16 protein-coding genes are annotated in these 15,665 nt (G+C 60.2%); 11 read left to right on the forward strand and 5 right to left on the reverse strand.

From position 1 onward, the window contains the following. Positions 1-289 precede the first annotated feature (289 nt). The 5 genes from JOD69_RS02020 to JOD69_RS02040 all read right to left on the reverse strand — a co-directional run bounded on the left by JOD69_RS02020 (position 290) and on the right by JOD69_RS02040 (position 7,194). A complete protein-coding gene (locus JOD69_RS02020) occupies positions 290-1,279 on the reverse strand; it encodes a DUF364 domain-containing protein (protein ID WP_077729106.1) in 990 nt (329 codons plus the stop codon). Between the two features lie 354 nt (positions 1,280-1,633). Continuing rightward, positions 1,634-2,011: a hypothetical protein gene (locus JOD69_RS02025; RefSeq protein ID WP_077729105.1), complete on the reverse strand. Its 378-nt coding sequence runs from the start codon at positions 2,009-2,011 to the stop codon at positions 1,634-1,636. 322 nt (positions 2,012-2,333) lie between these two features. Further along, complete coding sequence (locus JOD69_RS02030) at positions 2,334-2,537, reverse strand: hypothetical protein (protein ID WP_077729104.1); 204 nt, start codon at positions 2,535-2,537, stop codon at positions 2,334-2,336. A 619-nt stretch (positions 2,538-3,156) separates the two neighbouring features. Continuing rightward, on the reverse strand, positions 3,157-3,405 hold the full coding sequence (locus tag JOD69_RS02035) for a (2Fe-2S)-binding protein (protein ID WP_077729103.1): 249 nt from the start codon (positions 3,403-3,405) through the stop codon (positions 3,157-3,159). Between the two features lie 24 nt (positions 3,406-3,429). After that, a complete protein-coding gene (locus JOD69_RS02040) occupies positions 3,430-7,194 on the reverse strand; it encodes an FAD-dependent oxidoreductase (protein ID WP_086135393.1) in 3,765 nt (1,254 codons plus the stop codon). Positions 7,195-7,723: 529 nt separating this feature from the next. Here JOD69_RS02040 and JOD69_RS02045 point away from each other — a divergent pair. The 11 genes from JOD69_RS02045 to JOD69_RS02095 all read left to right on the forward strand — a co-directional run bounded on the left by JOD69_RS02045 (position 7,724) and on the right by JOD69_RS02095 (position 15,606). Then, on the forward strand, positions 7,724-8,941 hold the full coding sequence (locus JOD69_RS02045; RefSeq protein ID WP_086135392.1) for an IscS subfamily cysteine desulfurase: 1,218 nt from the start codon (positions 7,724-7,726) through the stop codon (positions 8,939-8,941). 37 nt (positions 8,942-8,978) lie between these two features. Continuing rightward, positions 8,979-9,398, forward strand: a complete 420-nt coding sequence (gene iscU / locus JOD69_RS02050; protein ID WP_077729100.1) for a Fe-S cluster assembly scaffold IscU — start codon at positions 8,979-8,981, stop codon at positions 9,396-9,398. Positions 9,399-9,422: 24 nt separating this feature from the next. After that, positions 9,423-9,806 (forward strand): iron-sulfur cluster insertion protein ErpA, encoded by a 384-nt coding sequence (erpA, locus tag JOD69_RS02055; protein WP_240502434.1) that lies wholly within the window; start codon positions 9,423-9,425, stop codon positions 9,804-9,806. Between the two features lie 29 nt (positions 9,807-9,835). Further along, a complete protein-coding gene (gene iscA / locus JOD69_RS02060) occupies positions 9,836-10,159 on the forward strand; it encodes an iron-sulfur cluster assembly protein IscA (RefSeq protein WP_077729098.1) in 324 nt (107 codons plus the stop codon). A gap of 13 nt (positions 10,160-10,172) precedes the next feature. Next, on the forward strand, positions 10,173-10,706 hold the full coding sequence (gene hscB / locus JOD69_RS02065) for a Fe-S protein assembly co-chaperone HscB (protein ID WP_077729097.1): 534 nt from the start codon (positions 10,173-10,175) through the stop codon (positions 10,704-10,706). Then, a complete protein-coding gene (gene hscA / locus JOD69_RS02070; protein ID WP_168183897.1) occupies positions 10,703-12,565 on the forward strand; it encodes a Fe-S protein assembly chaperone HscA in 1,863 nt (620 codons plus the stop codon). The genes hscB and hscA overlap by 4 nt, the downstream gene beginning before the upstream one ends. Before the next feature lie 278 nt (positions 12,566-12,843). After that, entirely contained in the window at positions 12,844-13,185 is a 342-nt protein-coding gene (fdx, locus tag JOD69_RS02075) for an ISC system 2Fe-2S type ferredoxin (protein ID WP_086135507.1), read from the forward strand. 2 nt (positions 13,186-13,187) lie between these two features. Next, complete coding sequence (gene nifV, locus JOD69_RS02080; RefSeq protein WP_077729095.1) at positions 13,188-14,372, forward strand: homocitrate synthase; 1,185 nt, start codon at positions 13,188-13,190, stop codon at positions 14,370-14,372. A gap of 12 nt (positions 14,373-14,384) precedes the next feature. Then, positions 14,385-14,747, forward strand: a complete 363-nt coding sequence (locus JOD69_RS02085) for a nitrogenase-stabilizing/protective protein NifW (protein ID WP_077729094.1) — start codon at positions 14,385-14,387, stop codon at positions 14,745-14,747. Between the two features lie 37 nt (positions 14,748-14,784). Then, positions 14,785-15,111, forward strand: coding sequence for a (2Fe-2S) ferredoxin domain-containing protein (locus tag JOD69_RS02090; protein WP_077729093.1), 327 nt, complete (start codon positions 14,785-14,787; stop codon positions 15,109-15,111). Positions 15,112-15,141: 30 nt separating this feature from the next. Further along, positions 15,142-15,606 (forward strand): hypothetical protein, encoded by a 465-nt coding sequence (locus tag JOD69_RS02095; protein ID WP_077729092.1) that lies wholly within the window; start codon positions 15,142-15,144, stop codon positions 15,604-15,606. Positions 15,607-15,665: the final 59 nt, after the last annotated feature.

Here is a 15,665-nt window from a genome sequence, read left to right on the forward strand (position 1 = left end):
TCGGCTCGGCGAAGGGCTTTGTCGGCAAGGGATTGCCGACCTACGTTCTCCCCTCCTGGCACGAATCCGTACACCGGGATGGAAAACGCTCTAAGCCGTTCGTGTCCAGGTACCCACACTCGTACTGAAATGTCCAGGGCGGTAACAGATTAAACGCTAAGTAGAAAATGGCCCAGTCCCCTTTTCATGGGCCATCGGCCGAAGGCCATCCCTCGTCCCCAAATAAAGTTAACTTAGTGTTTGTGAGGAAAATAAAACGAAATCCTTACCTCGGCAAGTAAGGGTTTGACTAGAGCCCCGTCTGCGGTTCGGCCGATCGATCGCGATGCTCGTCCCACAGCCGCTTGAAACAGGTGTCGAGCCGGGATAATCGGGTATTGGAGGCTTCGAGACGATCGTAATCGGGGAAGCGCTGGGAATTTCCAGCGTCATACCACGCGGTCATATCCCGTTTCAGACTTTCCTTCTCCTGTACGGTGCGGGCGATGAGCTGGCGCGTCCATTCCTGGGTGGCGGCGGGCGTGAGCGGCGCTACGCGGTAGCGCAAGCCTGTTTCGAAGATCCTCACGCCGCCGCCTTCCGCCACGGTTCGGCGCAGGGATTCATGGTCGGACATTTCGACGCCGGCCAGATAATCGATGCCGAAATGGTAGAACTCCGGCAGCCACGGCGTAGTCGGCCCCATCAGCACGCTGACGGCGTTGCGGGACAGCTCGGCCAAACGCGGGAAAGTCTTGTTGGGAATCGAACTCGCCGTGATGAATACCCATTCCGCCTCGGGTAGCAGATACTCGCAGGCTGCATCGGGCAGGTCGCCCGGCACCGGCTGGCGCTCCAGTACGGTGAGGTCCAGCCCGTGCTCGGCGGCAAATCGATCCAGCCCCGGATAGCGGCCGATCACGACGACGCGCCGTCCTTTCATTTCGGACAAGAAGTGTTCGAAAACCGCTAGATTGTTCCCGCCTTCCGGGTGGGGCGCCAGCGTAACGCCGGGCGGCGGAAGTTGCAGGCGATTGATACCGGCATTAACGGCCGCCATGCCGATCGTCGCCCGATAGGGATCGAAGTCGCGAACCCACGCTACCAGTCCGGAGAGGGATTTTCCGCTCAGGGTCCCGGCCCAGGGCAGCGTCCGGGTGGGGATGCCGGGACTCATTGCCAATCCGACGGCGTCGGCCTCGCAATAGGTCCATACCAGCCCGATCAATACCTCCCGAACCGGCGATGGACTGGAGGCGTAATCCTGTAACAGATCGTAGATTTCGTAAGGATTGTTCATGGTCTGCCTGATGGGCGTTGGAGGATCTTTCGACGAGGACGCTGCACTTTACTGGCCCAGCGGCCGGGCTTCGCTTGATCAAACGGTTTGATCAGGACCATCCGCGCCTCGGCTCGACGGCAAACGGGGTTTGTCCGATTCCAGTTCCGGCCGAATGGCCGCTGTCATCGATCCGGTACCCATCCTACAACGCAGCGGTAAAAATCCGAGGATGCGGTTTCGGTGGTTTGTGCTGTGCGAATCACCCTACGCACTGAGTTTCAACGGTAGCCTGTATGGGATGAGCCGCGCCTGCGAAGCCTTTTTTGATCGGGAGCCGCGTACATCAAAATGGCTCTTTGCGACGAGGCGTAATCAATCCCCTAGCGCAGGCAACAGCTTAGGTTCCGATTTGATGACATCATCACGCCCCCAGGCGACCACGCCCTCTACGAACCAGCGCGGGTCTTTAGGGTGTGGCAAAACGACATCGTATTCGGCGAAGAAGGTGCCATCGGCATGAAACTTCATCTCGCCGACCCGGTGTCCGTTCGGATGGTGCCAATAGGCACAAAGGGTATCCTTGCCGCTGAAAGGATCGCGGCTGGTTTCGAAGCGGGCCTCGCTGAAAACCGGTTTCATCGTGATCTGTTCCGGCAGAAACCCCAATCCGTGAATTTCCGTGATCAGCCGCGCGCAAATAGCTTCGCCCAAAAGCTGATGGGCTTTCATCATCGGCTCGGTAGTATTCATGTCAGGGCCCCGGCGATTCAACCAAGGCTCGGTTCGGCGGTTCCGCGAAGCGGAGTTCCGGGTTTCGGCTCCTTGCTAGGCTCGGAAACCGTTTTGTGAAGCAGTCGGGTGAAGTTTATGGTCGATTTCATGCCTGATCCCATCGGCTTTGGTCCGCCAGGAATCAAGCAATGGCAATGCCACTTCTAGCTTGTTGATTTCTAAAAGGCTACTCGCCTTTCACCTGTCGGAAAGGCTACAAGAAACGATTTTCAGGTCGCTAAAACAACAAATCCCAGCCGAAGGGACTGGGATTTGGTCAACGTTGATAAGAACCAAGGCATTACATCTGCTCGCATAGCGTGTTCGGCTTTTTGCTCAGATTCGGCAGGACTTTGCGACTTAAACCGAGCCCCACGGCGATCAGCAAGAGCACGATCAGCGGGAATTCAACTACGGCAGCGGCCACCGCCATCAAAACAAAAAAACTTACCGCCACGAACAGCAATACGAATGGGACGATCCCAATAAGCAACAAAATATGCATAACCACCTCCATCATTTAAATTACGGAAATAATCATAACCAAAACTTCGGGGCTGTGCTGGCTATTTTCGTACCTAAATAGGAAATAATCGCTTTTTTCTTTTAGCATAATGCCATCCTATGGAAACAATATAGATCGGCTTATGCTGCGACGGATTCGATACAGGGGCGGTCCGTTATCCACTGTCAGAATCAAACAATCTCGTCGTGTGCCGTTTTCTGCCGACATGCCGGTCCTAAGCCTTTGATTCAAGGTCAGGTCGCTGATGCGCCCGAACAATCAATGACATAGCAATTTGTCATCAAACTTGAACAGAACCTGACCAAGCTGACGAATACCCCGAAGAAATGGGCGACCGCGCTGTCCATCCCCAAGCTTATCCACAGGGTTGTCCACGGGAATTGTGGATAGTCGAGCACGAACTTAGATCTGGAACTTACGGCCGCAAACCCGAAAACCAAATGAAAAAAAGACCGCGAAACGGCGACCTAACAACCGTTCCGCGGCAAAACATGGCGAATACCAAAACGTTCTCTAAGCTGGGACGACTTTGCTTCCCGCTGAAAATGGCCGTCCCCGAATACCGAACCAACCTGCCGAACGCTAAAGCCGGCGGTTCTTACAAGCGGAGCTCCTGACCGCCGCTTGCCCGGCTTCCGTAACCCGCCGCCTCGCCCGCCCGCACCCTCGGGATGCCGCCACTCTCCGATCGGGCGAGGCGCAATAGATCACGAATCTCGCGATTGCACTTGCCGCAGGCGGTGCCGACGTTGAGGCAGTCGGTGATCTCCTTGCGCGTGCACGCCCCCGAGCGTATCGCCTCGCAGATTTGGCTTTCGGTAACCGCTTTGCAGATACAGATATACATGGAGATGCCTCAAATCATCGTCGTTCAATCGCGCGGCATCGGATTGGCCTCGAAGAGATAGTCGAGCCATAAATTGGACACTTTCTCCAGAGTCGTGTTCTGCCGCAAACGGGCGTTCAGGTGCGGGAAATCGACCTGGTCCAGATCCTGGTCCTGATTGAAACAGGTATAGACGAAGCGCTCCTTGCCGGTCTCCGGGTCCGTCTGCTTGCACATGCACTGGGCGCACACGCCTTTCATCATGCATTGCATGGGCGAGTTGATGGACCCTATGGCGACGTGGTTTTCCTTGAGATAGGGCTGCAATACTCCGAACCGAGCCGCTTTGACCGCCGCCATCATGCGGTCCGAACCGATCGCGATGATGCGGTCGGCGGCATCGAGCGGAATGGGAATCTCCCCCAAGGCTCCGCTGGCGTAGGCGACCATAGCCTCCACGATGTTGCCGACGAAGGATTTGTCCTGCGGACGGGTGGTGGAGATCGGAGTACCGCCCTTGCCCTTGTCGACGGACCACACGATCACGTCGGAAGCGTCCTCGATTTCCTTGACCTTGAAGACATCCTGGGCGCTCCGGTAGCCGGCGAAATACAAAACCCGGTTGCCGTTCTCGCGGAGCGCCTTGCCGATGGAGAACAGCACGGCATTGCCGAGGCCGCCGCCGAGCAGGAGCACGGTTTCGCCCTCGGGTATCTCGGTGGGCGCGCCGGTCGGGCCCATCAGCACGACCGGATCGCCGGGTTTCCAGGTGGCGCAGAGGCGCGAGGAGGTGCCCATTTCCAGGGCGATGACGCCGACCATGCCTTTCTCCCGGTCCACCCAGGCGCCGGTGAGAGCGATGCCTTCCGTTGCCAGCGAGGTGCCGTTCAGCCGAGGCGCGTAGAATTCGAAGTTCTGCACCCGGTAGAACTGCCCCGGCTGAAATTTGCGGGCGGCCATGGGCGCCTCGATGACGATCTCGACGATGGTGGGCGTCAGCCGCTTGACCTCCACGACCCTGGCCGTCAGCAGTTCGTCCAATTGCGCCTGAAACGCCGCGAGTTCCGCGTCCCGCTCGGATTGCGCCGCGGCATCGAGGCGGCTGAGTTCTTCCGCGAACAGCTTGACCACGTAAGGGTACCCGTCCTTGGCGCTGGCCATGGCCTTGACCACGTTGCCGGCGTATACCGGGTGATTGTCGCCGTAATAGGTGATGTACTTTCCGTCCTTTCCATAGGAGGTGAAGGGGGCCGGGACCAATTCTTTCGGCATGCCCCAGCCGTTCTTGGCTTCCATTTGCGGCGAGCCGTTCTCGCTCCACGCAGGTTCGAAGCGCTGGAAGAAATTGCCGTCGAGCTGGAACGTGCCGGGGAATTCGTTTTCGTAGATGGTGTTCGGCGAGGTGCCGGCGGCGACCAGGAGGGTACGCATGGGCACCACTGGCTGTTCGCCCGAATCGACCCAGCGTCCGTCGTCGCGCTTGACGAGCTTTTCGAAACGCACGGCCTGCAAATAACCGTACTCGTCCGTGATCGCCTCTTGCGGGTTCATGCCTTCGGCGAACACCAAACCCTCTTCCATCGCCTTGATGATTTCCTCGTGGTTCTGGCGATAGGCCGGCGAATCGTTCATGCCCTTGCGGTAGAACAGCGTCACGCCGCCCCATTGCCGGATGAGCGGCTCGAAATCGGGCGTTTCCCCGGTTGCTTCGGCGCGCCAGCGCTCGGCGCGAACGGCGCGGCCATGGTCCAGGAATTCATCCAAAATGGCCAACTCTTCACCGTCGAAACGCGAACGAACCTGGGTGTCTCCGTACCGGGCGACGAGGCGCTCGTAACGGTCGAGCGTCTTTTCCACCTGCACCGGGTAATATGCCAGGAGCTCGGTTACGGCGTCGGTCGCGGTGAGGCCGCCCCCGATTACGCCGGCCGGCAGCCGCACTTGAAGATTGGAGAGCGAAGACTGTTTCGCCGCCCCGGAGAGTTGCAATGCCATGAGAAAATCCGAAGCCTTGCGGATGCCGCGGGCGAGATTGTTCTTGAGGCCGATCATGGTCGGCTTGCCCGCCCCGCTGGCGATGGCGATATGGTCGAAGCCCAGTTCCCAGGCGTCGTCTATGGACAGCGTGCTGCCCAGGCGTACCCCGCCGTAGATGCTGAAGTTTCGGCGCCGGGCCAGGGTCAGATAAACCACCTTGAGGAAGTTCTTGTCCCAGCGCACGGTGATGCCGTATTCGGCGACGCCGCCGAAGCCCATCAGGACGCGCTCGTCGAGGTTCTCGTACAGCATGTGGAAATCGTCCACCGCTTCGGGAATCCCCGCATCCTTTCCGGTCAGCTCTTCCGGCAAAGGCTCGATCTTCAGGGCATCGATGGCCACTACCCCGAAACCTTCGTTGAGTAGATAGTGGGAAAGCGTATAGCCGGCCGGTCCCAAGCCCACCACCAGTACCTTCTTCCCGTTATAAGGCAAGGCGTAGGGCCTTTTGAGATTCAGCGGATTCCAGCGGGTCAGGAGGCTGTAGATCTCGAAGCCGTACGGCATGAACAGCACGTCCGTGAGAATGTTGGTTTCCACTTGCGGAATGTTGACCGGCTCGGTGACGCGCTGGAACACGCAGGCCTTCATGCATTCGTTGCAGATGCGATGGCCGGTGCCGGGGGCCATGGGGTTGTCCGCCACGATCATGGCCAGGGCGGCGATGTTGTCTCCCTGCCGCTTCAGGGCGAAGGCTTCCGAAATGCGTTCCTCCAAAGGACAGCCGATCTGCGTCACATCCAGCGGATTGTGGCGGAACTCGCCCTCTTTGGTGCGCTGCCCCTTGGAGCAGTAATCGTTGTTGCGCTCGTGACAGATGACGCAGCGATCCACTTCGTAATTCGCTTCGCGCGCCGAGGCGCGTAGGTCGGTCAAGGCGAACCCGTCGCGCCGGCGACGTTTATCCAGAGGACCCGCCAGCACCTCGAAGCCCTTGCGCGGTTCGGCATGGCATTCGACCAGATGCTCGTAATCGATGCGCTCCGGCTGTTTCAGGGAGACCCAATCCGTGACCTTCGCGCGGATGGTGGGATGGTGCAGGGCCGCGTAGCTCCAGCGTTCCACCCAATCGAGCAGCCGCTGGACGAAAGCCGGGTACTCGGCCTCCGCTAGCGCCGCGGCGAAACGTAGGCGGGCGCCGTCGTCGGCTTTGAGACTTTGGCGCAACTCGGCTGCATCGGCGTCGGCATCACCTTGATACGATGCCGTTTCTCCCTTGGCCTGCGCCTGATAATGCTTCGCCAGCGCATCCAGCCGCATCGCGACCACAGCGAGCGCCTGCTCGGGATCGAGATCCGGCGCGCCATCCTCGAGGCTTATCCGCTTCAAGTCTTCGATCGCGGAATCGAGTTCATCGAGATCGAAGCCGGCCAGCGCTTCGGCGTCGAACTTTTGCGCGGCGCGTTTGACCACCGAATTCTTGTAGGCGAAAACGGTTTCGAACTCACGGGCCGCAGCGGCGCATTGAGTCTCGCGCTCTCCTTCCACGTTGAACAGGCGCGCGACGAAGCGCCCGAGGTAAGGCGCCGTGCTGAGCAACGCGTTCGCGACCTCGGCGGGAGGCAGCTTGCCGTCCTTATCCTCGCGGCAAGCAATGTAGGCGCGATGAACCTCCGGGTCTTCCGCCGCCAGAGTCTCATCGAAGACATCGTAAAGTTCCTTAAGACGCTCCGGGTCGTACAAGTCCCGGTAGTCGAAACCCGGAACGCCCAAGGTAAAGTCGCGTCGGGCGAATGGCTCGCCGACCGTGGCGCAGCGCTGCGTAAGATTCATGATCGAATTTACCCCTTGACTCGTACGGTATTTGGGTCCGTCTCAAGCAGAAGGCATGCCATCGATCGTTTTTCATCTAAAGCCTACCGAGAATAGGGTTTTTTGACCGATATTCGGATCGAAGCCGCTTGTTATCTTTGTTACGAAATCCGGCCGGTTTGAATGTTTTTGTAGTGAACGTGACAAACAGGCGAGCCTCCGCTCGAACCGACGCCTCGGAATCGGGAGAGCCGCCGAGCGAAAGTCCAGACAAGGCTTGGATTTCATTGGCCTCGATACCGCGTTTCGGTACCGAAGAAGAACCTGCGAATGTCGGGCAAGCCCCTTGCATCGAACCATTCGGGCCGACTTTGTTGAAAACCCGACAAATCCCTCCGCCACGCTCGGCGAAATTTTAATTTAGAACTCAAAGCCTTACGAATAACCATCGCATTGGTACGGGCCTTGCTTAGTCCTAGGTAACCCGGCAAAACCGACCGCTCGGGGCGAGCGGCCCGGCTTTTTGTTGAAAGCGAACCCGGAGAAACCAATGCCCACGAAACTACCGATTTATCTCGACTATTCGGCGACGACCCCGGTTGATCCGCGCGTGGCGGAAAAAATGATTCCCTTTCTGACCGAAGAGTTCGGCAATCCGGCCAGCCGCTCCCATAGCTTCGGCTGGACCGCCGAAAAGGCGGTGGAAGACGCCCGGGCCGAGGTAGCGAAGCTGGTCAACGCCGATCCCAAGGAAATCGTTTGGACCTCCGGCGCGACCGAGTCGGACAACCTGGCGATCAAAGGCGCGGCTTATTTTTACCAGACCAAGGGACGCCATCTCATCACCGTCAAGACCGAACACAAGGCGGTGCTCGATACCATGCGGGAACTGGAAGCCCAGGGTTTCGAGGTAACCTACCTCGACCCCATGCCCAACGGCCTCCTCGATCTGGACGCATTTCGCGCGGCGATACGTCCCGACACCATCGTCGCCTCGGTGATGCACGTCAACAACGAGATCGGCGTGATTCAGGACATCGCCGCCATCGGCGCCATCTGCCGAGAGAAGGGCGTGATTTTCCACGTCGACGCGGCGCAATCCACCGGCAAGGTCGAAATCGACCTCGCCAAGCTGCCGGTCGACCTGATGTCGTTTTCCGCTCACAAGACCTACGGCCCCAAGGGGATCGGCGCGCTCTACGTGCGGCGCCAGCCGCGGGTGCGCCTGAAGGCGATGATGCACGGCGGCGGCCACGAGCGGGGTCTGCGTTCCGGCACCCTGGCCACCCACCAGATCGTCGGCATGGGCGAAGCGTTCCGTCTGGCCCGCGAGGATATGGCGGAGGAAACGAAGCGCATAGGCCGCCTTCGGGACAAGCTGCTCGCTGCCGTAAAGAATATCGAGGAGGTTTATATCAACGGCGACCTCGAACAGCGGATACCGCATAACCTCAACATCAGCTTCAACTACGTGGAAGGCGAATCCCTGATGATGGCGCTCAAGGATCTCGCCGTATCCAGCGGTTCCGCCTGCACCTCCGCCAGCCTCGAACCCTCCTACGTTCTCCGGGCGCTCGGACGCAGCGACGAGCTGGCGCACAGTTCCATCCGGTTCACCCTTGGCCGCTACACCACCGAGGAGGAAGTGGATTTCGCGATCTCCCTGATCAAGGAAAAAGTCGATCGACTGCGCGACCTGTCTCCGTTGTGGGAGATGTACAAGGAAGGCATCGATCTCAACTCGGTTCAATGGGCCGCCGCGCATTAAGCGGATATCGTCAATCATTCACCAATTGGAGACCACCATGGCGTACAACGAAAAAGTTATCGATCACTACGAAAATCCCCGCAACGTCGGCTCCTTCGGCAAAGAGGAAGAAGGCGTAGGCACCGGCGTGGTCGGCGCGCCCGCTTGCGGCGACGTGATGAAACTGCAAATCAAGGTCAACGACGAAGGCGTGATCGAAGACGCGAAGTTCAAAACCTACGGCTGCGGCTCGGCAATCGCCTCCAGCTCATTGGTGACCGAGTGGGTCAAGGGCAAGACCGTCGAGGAGGCGCTGGCCATCAAGAACACCGAGATCGCCGAGGCCCTGGCCCTGCCGCCGGTAAAAATCCACTGCTCGGTTCTCGCCGAGGATGCGATCAAGGCCGCCGTCAACGATTACCGGGCGAAAAGCGGCACGGACGAAGCCGGCTACGACGTCTGCAAATCCGCTGCGTAAAACGAGGAGAGCATTATGAGTGCCATGGTTGACATTCAGGACCTGACCCCTCCCCCTTCTCCCGTCATCTTCAGCAGCAACGCGGCCGCCAAGGTCAGCGAACTGATCGCCGAAGAAGGCAATCCCGACCTGAAGCTTAGGGTCTATGTCTCCGGGGGCGGCTGTTCCGGCTTTCAGTACGGTTTTTCCTTCGAGGAAGTCATCGCCGATGACGACACCACGGTCGAAACCGACGGGGTGATCCTCATGGTCGACCCCGCCAGCCTGCAATATCTGGCCGGCGCCGAGATCGATTATCAGGAAGGGCTGGAAGGATCGCGCTTCGTGATCAAGAACCCCAACGCCGCTTCGACGTGCAGCTGCGGCAGCTCGTTCTCGGTCGGCGGCTCCGGCTGCTCGTCCCAGTAAATCTTCGGCGACAAACGGGAGTTCAGATTATGGCAGTAACCTTGACCGAAAAAGCGGCGCGCCAGGTGCAGAAACACCTGGCCGCCCGCGGCACGGGTCTGGGGCTTAGGGTGGCCGTCAAAACCTCCGGGTGTTCCGGCCTCGCTTACGCCCTGGAGTTCGTCGACGAATCCGCTCCGGAAGATTGCACTTTCGAAAGTTTCGGCGTCACTTTGCTGGTCGACCCGAAAAGCCTGGCCTATCTCGACGGAACCGAGCTGGATTACGTGCGCGAAGGCCTGAACGAGGGTTTCAAGTTCAACAATCCCAACGTTAAGGCCGAGTGCGGTTGCGGCGAGAGTTTCAACGTTTGATCAAGGTGTGACCATGACCCCGGAGGCGACCCGCAATTATTTCGAGTTGTTCCAACTGCCGCCCCTGTTCCAGCTCGATCTGGACCAGCTCGATCGTCAGTATCGGGAGATGCAGGCCCGCGTGCATCCCGACAAGGCGGCGCACCTGAGCGACACGGAAAAGCGTCTGTTCCTGCAATGGGCGACGCTCGCCAACGAGGCCTACAGCACCTTGAAACGCCCCTTGGACCGGGCGCGCTATCTGCTCCGGATTCACGGCGTCGACACGCGGGAAGAAGACAATACGGCAATGCCGGCGGAGTTTCTGCTGGAACAAATCGAGTGGCGCGAGGAGCTGCATGCCGCGATGGCCCTCAAGAGCCTTACGGCACTCGATAGCCTGGCAGCGCGCCTGAGAACGGAGATGAACAGCTTGCTGGGCTCGCTCGCCACTCTGCTCGATGTGGAACGGCGTCATCCGGCGGCGGCGGACGTGGTCCGCCAGCTCGCCTTTCTCGAGAAGCTCGGTCGCGATATCGATCAAGCCCAAACCGAATTGGAGGAATGATGCTGCTGCAAATTTCCGAACCCGGCATCAAAGCCCCTAAACCGCGGCGTATTGCGGTGGGGATCGACCTCGGCACCACCCATTCTCTGGTCGCCACGGTCAACGATCAGGGCCCGCAGGTACTCGAAGACGGACAGGGCCGCGTCCTGCTGCCTTCGGTGGTGCACTACCGTGCCGATCGCGCGGTGGATGTCGGCCATGACGCCATGGCGTGGCAGAACGACGATCCCGAGAATACTTTCGTATCGGTCAAACGCTATATGGGCCGCGGCCGCGACGATCTGCCGGAACGGCACGGCGCCCCTTACCGATTTGCCGATACGCCCGGCATGGTGCAGTTCGAAACTCAGGCAGGAACGGTGAGTCCGGTCCAGGTTTCGGCGGAAATTCTCAAAGCCCTGCGCGAGCGGGCAATCCAGGCCCTGGGCGACGAAATCGCCGGCGCGGTGATCACGGTCCCCGCCTATTTCGACGATGCCCAGCGCCAAGCGACCAAGGATGCCGCGAAACTCGCCGGCCTCGAAGTGTTCCGCCTGTTGAACGAGCCCACCGCGGCCGCCGTGGCGTATGGACTCGATCAGGCCGCCGAAGGCGTCTACGCGGTTTATGATCTCGGCGGCGGCACCTTCGATATTTCAATACTCAAACTCACCCGGGGCGTCTTCGAAGTGCTGGCGACCAACGGCGATCCGGCGCTGGGCGGGGACGATTTCGACCGGGCCGTTTATGACTGGCTGCTCGGGGAAACCGCCACCCCGGCCCCGACTGCCGGCGACGCGCGCAGGCTGCTGACCGCGGCACGTGCGGCCAAGGAACGCCTCTCCGAACAATCCACAGCGCAAATTTCCACGCCGCTGTCCAACGGCTCCGTGGTGAAGTGCAGCCTGTCGCGGGAAACCTTCGATGCGCTGACCGAAGATCTGGTAAAGCGAAGCATGGCGCCGGTCCGCAAGGCGCTCCGCGATGCCGGCCTGTCGATCGGCGACATCAAGGGCGTCGTCCTGGTGGGCGGAGCCACCCGCATGCCCTGCATCCGCAAGGCCGTGGCGGATTTCTTTCAGCAGCAGCCGCTCGTAGATCTGGACCCGGACAAGGTGGTAGCCATCGGCGCCGCCCTGCAGGCCAACGCCCTGGCGGGGAACCGCGGCGACGACGACTGGCTGTTGCTCGACGTGATTCCGCTCTCGCTGGGCATCGAGACCATGGGCGGACTGACCGAAAAGATCATTCCCAGGAACTCCACCCTGCCGCTGGCGCGCGCCCAGGAATTCACAACCTGGAAGGACGGGCAAACCGCCATGAGCATCCATGTGGTACAGGGCGAACGCGAACTGGTCAGCGAATGCCGCTCGCTGGCGCGCTTCGAGCTGCGCGGCATCCCTCCGATGGTGGCGGGCGCGGCCCGCGTCCGGGTGACATTCCAGGTGGACGCCGACGGTCTCTTGAGCGTATCGGCCGCCGAGCAGACCAGCGGGGTCGAGGCCAAGATCGAGGTCAAGCCGTCCTATGGTCTGAACGATGCCGATATCACCCGTATGATCGAGGACTCTTACAAGCACGCTCAGGACGACATCGAGGCGCGGCGCCTGCGCGAACAGAAAGTCGAGGCGCTCCGCCTGCTCGAGGCGACCGAAGCGGCCTTGGCCGAAGATTCCGAACTTCTGTCCGCGGACGAGCTCGCGATCATTACCGAGGGGATGCAGGTCCTAAAACAAGCCGTCGACGGCACCGATTGGGAGGCAATCAAGAAAGCCGCCGATGCACTCAACGAGGCGAGCACCGAGTTCGCCGGACGGCGCATGGACCACAGCATCAAGAAGGCATTGGCCGGACAGAAACTCGAAGAATTGGACGCATGACTATGAACACGCGGCAATTCTCATTTTTCCTAAAAACCCGCGTTTTCGTAGGGTGGGTTAGACGCGCATCACCTCGGAGCCGATCGATGTCCATGAAGCCTCACGCGCGTCGTAACCCAACGTTCGAGGTGCGACGCCGGCATGGAGGGTTAGGGCGCGCGGGGAGGTCGGTGCGAAATGGAAACGCCGCGTCTGTGCGCGCCTAATTTACTCTACATAAAGGAAGAAGAGATGAGCACACGCACCGACAACTGCCACGTCAGAGGTAGTACATGACCATGCCGAACATCACCATCCTCCCTCATTCCGAACTCTGCCCGGAAGGTGCGGTCGTACCTGCCCGCAGAGGACAGACCATCTGCGAAGCGCTGCTCGACGCCGGCATCGAAATCGAGCACGCCTGCGAACACGCCTGCGCCTGCTCCACCTGCCACGTCATCGTGAGGGAAGGCTACTCGACGCTGGATAGCGCCGACGAGAACGAGGAAGACATGCTGGACCGCGCCTGGGGTCTTGAACCTCATTCCCGGCTGGCTTGCCAGGCTTTCGTCACCGGCGCCGATCTGACCATCGAGATTCCGCGCTACAGCCGCAACCTGGCGAAGGAAAAGAAGGCCTGACGATGGAATCCAGGAAGGTCGTCATCAACGATACCACTCTGCGCGACGGCGAACAGACCGCCGGGGTCGCCTTCAACTGGGAGGAGAAGCTCGCCATCGCTAGCGCCCTGGCCGCCGCCGGTGTTCCCGAAATGGAAGTCGGCATCCCGACGATGGGACCGGAGGAACGCGAGATCATCGCCGCCATTGCGGCGCTCGACCTGCCCTCGCGGCTGATGGTCTGGGGCCGGATGTGCGAGGCCGATCTGGAAGCGGCTACCGGCTGCGGGGCGCATCTGGTCAATTTGTCGATTCCGGTATCGGATATCCAGTTGCGCCATAAGGTCGGCCGCGATCGCGACTGGGCTATCGCGACGATAAGCCGTGTCGTGCCACGCGCGCTGGCTACCGGCATGGATGTTTGCGTGGGCGCCGAGGACGCCTCGCGCGCCGACCCCGAATTTCTGCTGCGGGTCGCGGAAACCGCCCAGCGGGCGGGTGCGAGGCGCATCCGCTTTGCCGACACCCTGGGGATACTCGACCCGATTGCCACCTTCGAACGTATCCGGCGGCTGGTCGACGCCGTGGATCTCGAAGTCGAGATGCATGCCCACAACGATTTCGGCCTCGCCACCGCCAATACCCTGGTTGCGATCCAGGCGGGCGCCAGCCATGTCAACACCACGGTCAACGGCCTCGGCGAACGCGCCGGCAATGCCGCCCTCGAAGAGACGGTCATGGCCCTGCACCAGTTGTATCAGTTGCCCACCGGCATCGATGTCAGCCGATTCGGAGCGATTTCCGAGCTCGTCGCCAAAGCGTCGGGACGTCCGGTAGCGCCCAACAAGAGCATCGTCGGCGAGGCCGTGTTTACCCACGAGGCGGGCATACACGTCGATGGCATCCTCAAGAACGTACTCAATTATCAGGGCGTAAATCCCAAGGATCTCGGGCGCGAACACCGCCTGGTGCTTGGCAAGCATTCGGGAACGCACGGCGTCATCCAGCGCTTTCGCGACCTCGGGATAGAGCTGACCGAAATCGCCGCCGCCCAGCTTCTGCGCAGAATCCGCCTGCATGCGAATCAAACCAAGCGCGCGCCGAGCACGGCCGAGCTCATGAGTTTTTATCGGGAAACGGCGGCGTCGGAACCCATCCCCGCCCTGCCCGGCCTGCCCGATGCGCTTACGATCCGAAATCAACCTTAGAAAGGCATCTCCATGAATCCGGTACTGCAACGCATAGAAGGTTTCTCCGCGGCCGAGGAGTTCTTCGATTTTTTCGGCATTCCGTATCAAGCCGACGTCGTGAACGTCAACCGCCTGCACATCCTGAAGCGCTTCAACCAATACCTTGCCAGATCGCCGATCCCGGACGACCTGGACGAAGCTTCGGCCTGGAACATCTGCAAGGAATATCTGACCCGCGCACATGATGATTTCGTGACCTCGAACGCGGCCCAGGAAAAAGTGTTCAAGGTCTTTCAGGATCAGGACGGCAAGAGCATTTCGCTGGAGAGCATGAAGGCCAGCCTTTCGACCCGGAAACGAGAGGCTAGCGACGGCAAGCCCGGCACCATCTAAAAACGAATCCGTTTGATCTTGCTACGAGGAATAAAGAATGGCTAAACCCGAAAAACACGTGTTCGTCTGCGCCCAATCGAGACCTCCCGGACATCCGCGCGGATCTTGCGCGCAATTGGGCTGCGCGGCGGTGCTCCAGACCTTCGCCCAGCAATTCGAGGCCGGCCAGCTCCACGGAAAATTCCAGCTGACCAGCACCGGCTGTCTCGGCGCGTGCGACTTGGGGCCCACCGTCATCGTTTACCCCGATGCCGTGATGTACACCAAGGTCAAGCCGGAAGACGTGGGCGAGATCGTCAGCGAGCACCTGCAAAAAGGCGAACCCGTGGAACGCCTGTTAGCACCCGCGGCGGTTTGGTCTTGAGGAATCCCGATCGTGGAGCGCGGAACAGCCATGCGTGAAGTCTTTTATGCCGGCGACGTGCCGCCCAAGGTCGGCGGCCTGCTCGAGGAAGCCATGAGCGCCTATGCCGACACGGCGCGAGCCGAAGCGCTGTTGCAGCAGGCGCGGCAAGAGGCGCCCGAAGCTCTGCCGGTGTATTTCTCGCTCTACAAATTCTATTTCTACAAGGGCCGGCTGGCGGACGCCGAGGAAGCGGCGCGCTCGGCCTTGAAAACCGCCGCGCGTCAAGGCGGCTTTCCGGAAAGCTATGCGAGCCTGACCCCGGAAACTGCGGACTGGACCCTGCACAACAGTCCCCAGCATTTCTACCTTTTTTCGCTCAAGGCGCTGGCCTTCATCCGCTTGCGCCAGGGCGATGCTCGCGGCTGCGAGGAAATACTCGGTAAATTGAGGGAACTGGACTCCGCCGACACGGTCGGCGGCTCGGTGATCGGCTCCCTCGCCGCGGGATTGTAATCCGTCATGGAAGATCCGACCCACTCAATCTCCGTGACGTATTGAATTTTCAATCCACA

Source organism: Methylocaldum sp. RMAD-M, from assembly GCF_017832375.1.
Lineage (GTDB): Bacteria > Pseudomonadota > Gammaproteobacteria > Methylococcales > Methylococcaceae > Methylocaldum.

Excerpts from the sequence above, each read along its gene's own strand:
- hscA (WP_168183897.1), top strand. The coding sequence starts at position 10,703 with ATGATGCTGCTGCAAATTTCCGAACCCGGCATCAAAGCCCCTAAACCG.
- erpA (WP_240502434.1), top strand. The coding sequence starts at position 9,423 with ATGGTTGACATTCAGGACCTGACCCCTCCCCCTTCTCCCGTCATCTTC.
- fdx (WP_086135507.1), top strand. The coding sequence starts at position 12,844 with ATGCCGAACATCACCATCCTCCCTCATTCCGAACTCTGCCCGGAAGGT.
- hscB (WP_077729097.1), top strand. The coding sequence starts at position 10,173 with ATGACCCCGGAGGCGACCCGCAATTATTTCGAGTTGTTCCAACTGCCG.
- JOD69_RS02095 (WP_077729092.1), top strand. The coding sequence starts at position 15,142 with ATGCGTGAAGTCTTTTATGCCGGCGACGTGCCGCCCAAGGTCGGCGGC.
- JOD69_RS02020 (WP_077729106.1), bottom strand. The coding sequence starts at position 1,279 with ATGAACAATCCTTACGAAATCTACGATCTGTTACAGGATTACGCCTCC.
- JOD69_RS02035 (WP_077729103.1), bottom strand. The coding sequence starts at position 3,405 with ATGTATATCTGTATCTGCAAAGCGGTTACCGAAAGCCAAATCTGCGAG.
- iscA (WP_077729098.1), top strand. The coding sequence starts at position 9,836 with ATGGCAGTAACCTTGACCGAAAAAGCGGCGCGCCAGGTGCAGAAACAC.
- nifV (WP_077729095.1), top strand. The coding sequence starts at position 13,188 with ATGGAATCCAGGAAGGTCGTCATCAACGATACCACTCTGCGCGACGGC.
- JOD69_RS02085 (WP_077729094.1), top strand. The coding sequence starts at position 14,385 with ATGAATCCGGTACTGCAACGCATAGAAGGTTTCTCCGCGGCCGAGGAG.
- JOD69_RS02030 (WP_077729104.1), bottom strand. The coding sequence starts at position 2,537 with ATGCATATTTTGTTGCTTATTGGGATCGTCCCATTCGTATTGCTGTTC.
- iscU (WP_077729100.1), top strand. The coding sequence starts at position 8,979 with ATGGCGTACAACGAAAAAGTTATCGATCACTACGAAAATCCCCGCAAC.
- JOD69_RS02090 (WP_077729093.1), top strand. The coding sequence starts at position 14,785 with ATGGCTAAACCCGAAAAACACGTGTTCGTCTGCGCCCAATCGAGACCT.
- JOD69_RS02025 (WP_077729105.1), bottom strand. The coding sequence starts at position 2,011 with ATGAATACTACCGAGCCGATGATGAAAGCCCATCAGCTTTTGGGCGAA.
- JOD69_RS02045 (WP_086135392.1), top strand. The coding sequence starts at position 7,724 with ATGCCCACGAAACTACCGATTTATCTCGACTATTCGGCGACGACCCCG.
- JOD69_RS02040 (WP_086135393.1), bottom strand. The coding sequence starts at position 7,194 with ATGAATCTTACGCAGCGCTGCGCCACGGTCGGCGAGCCATTCGCCCGA.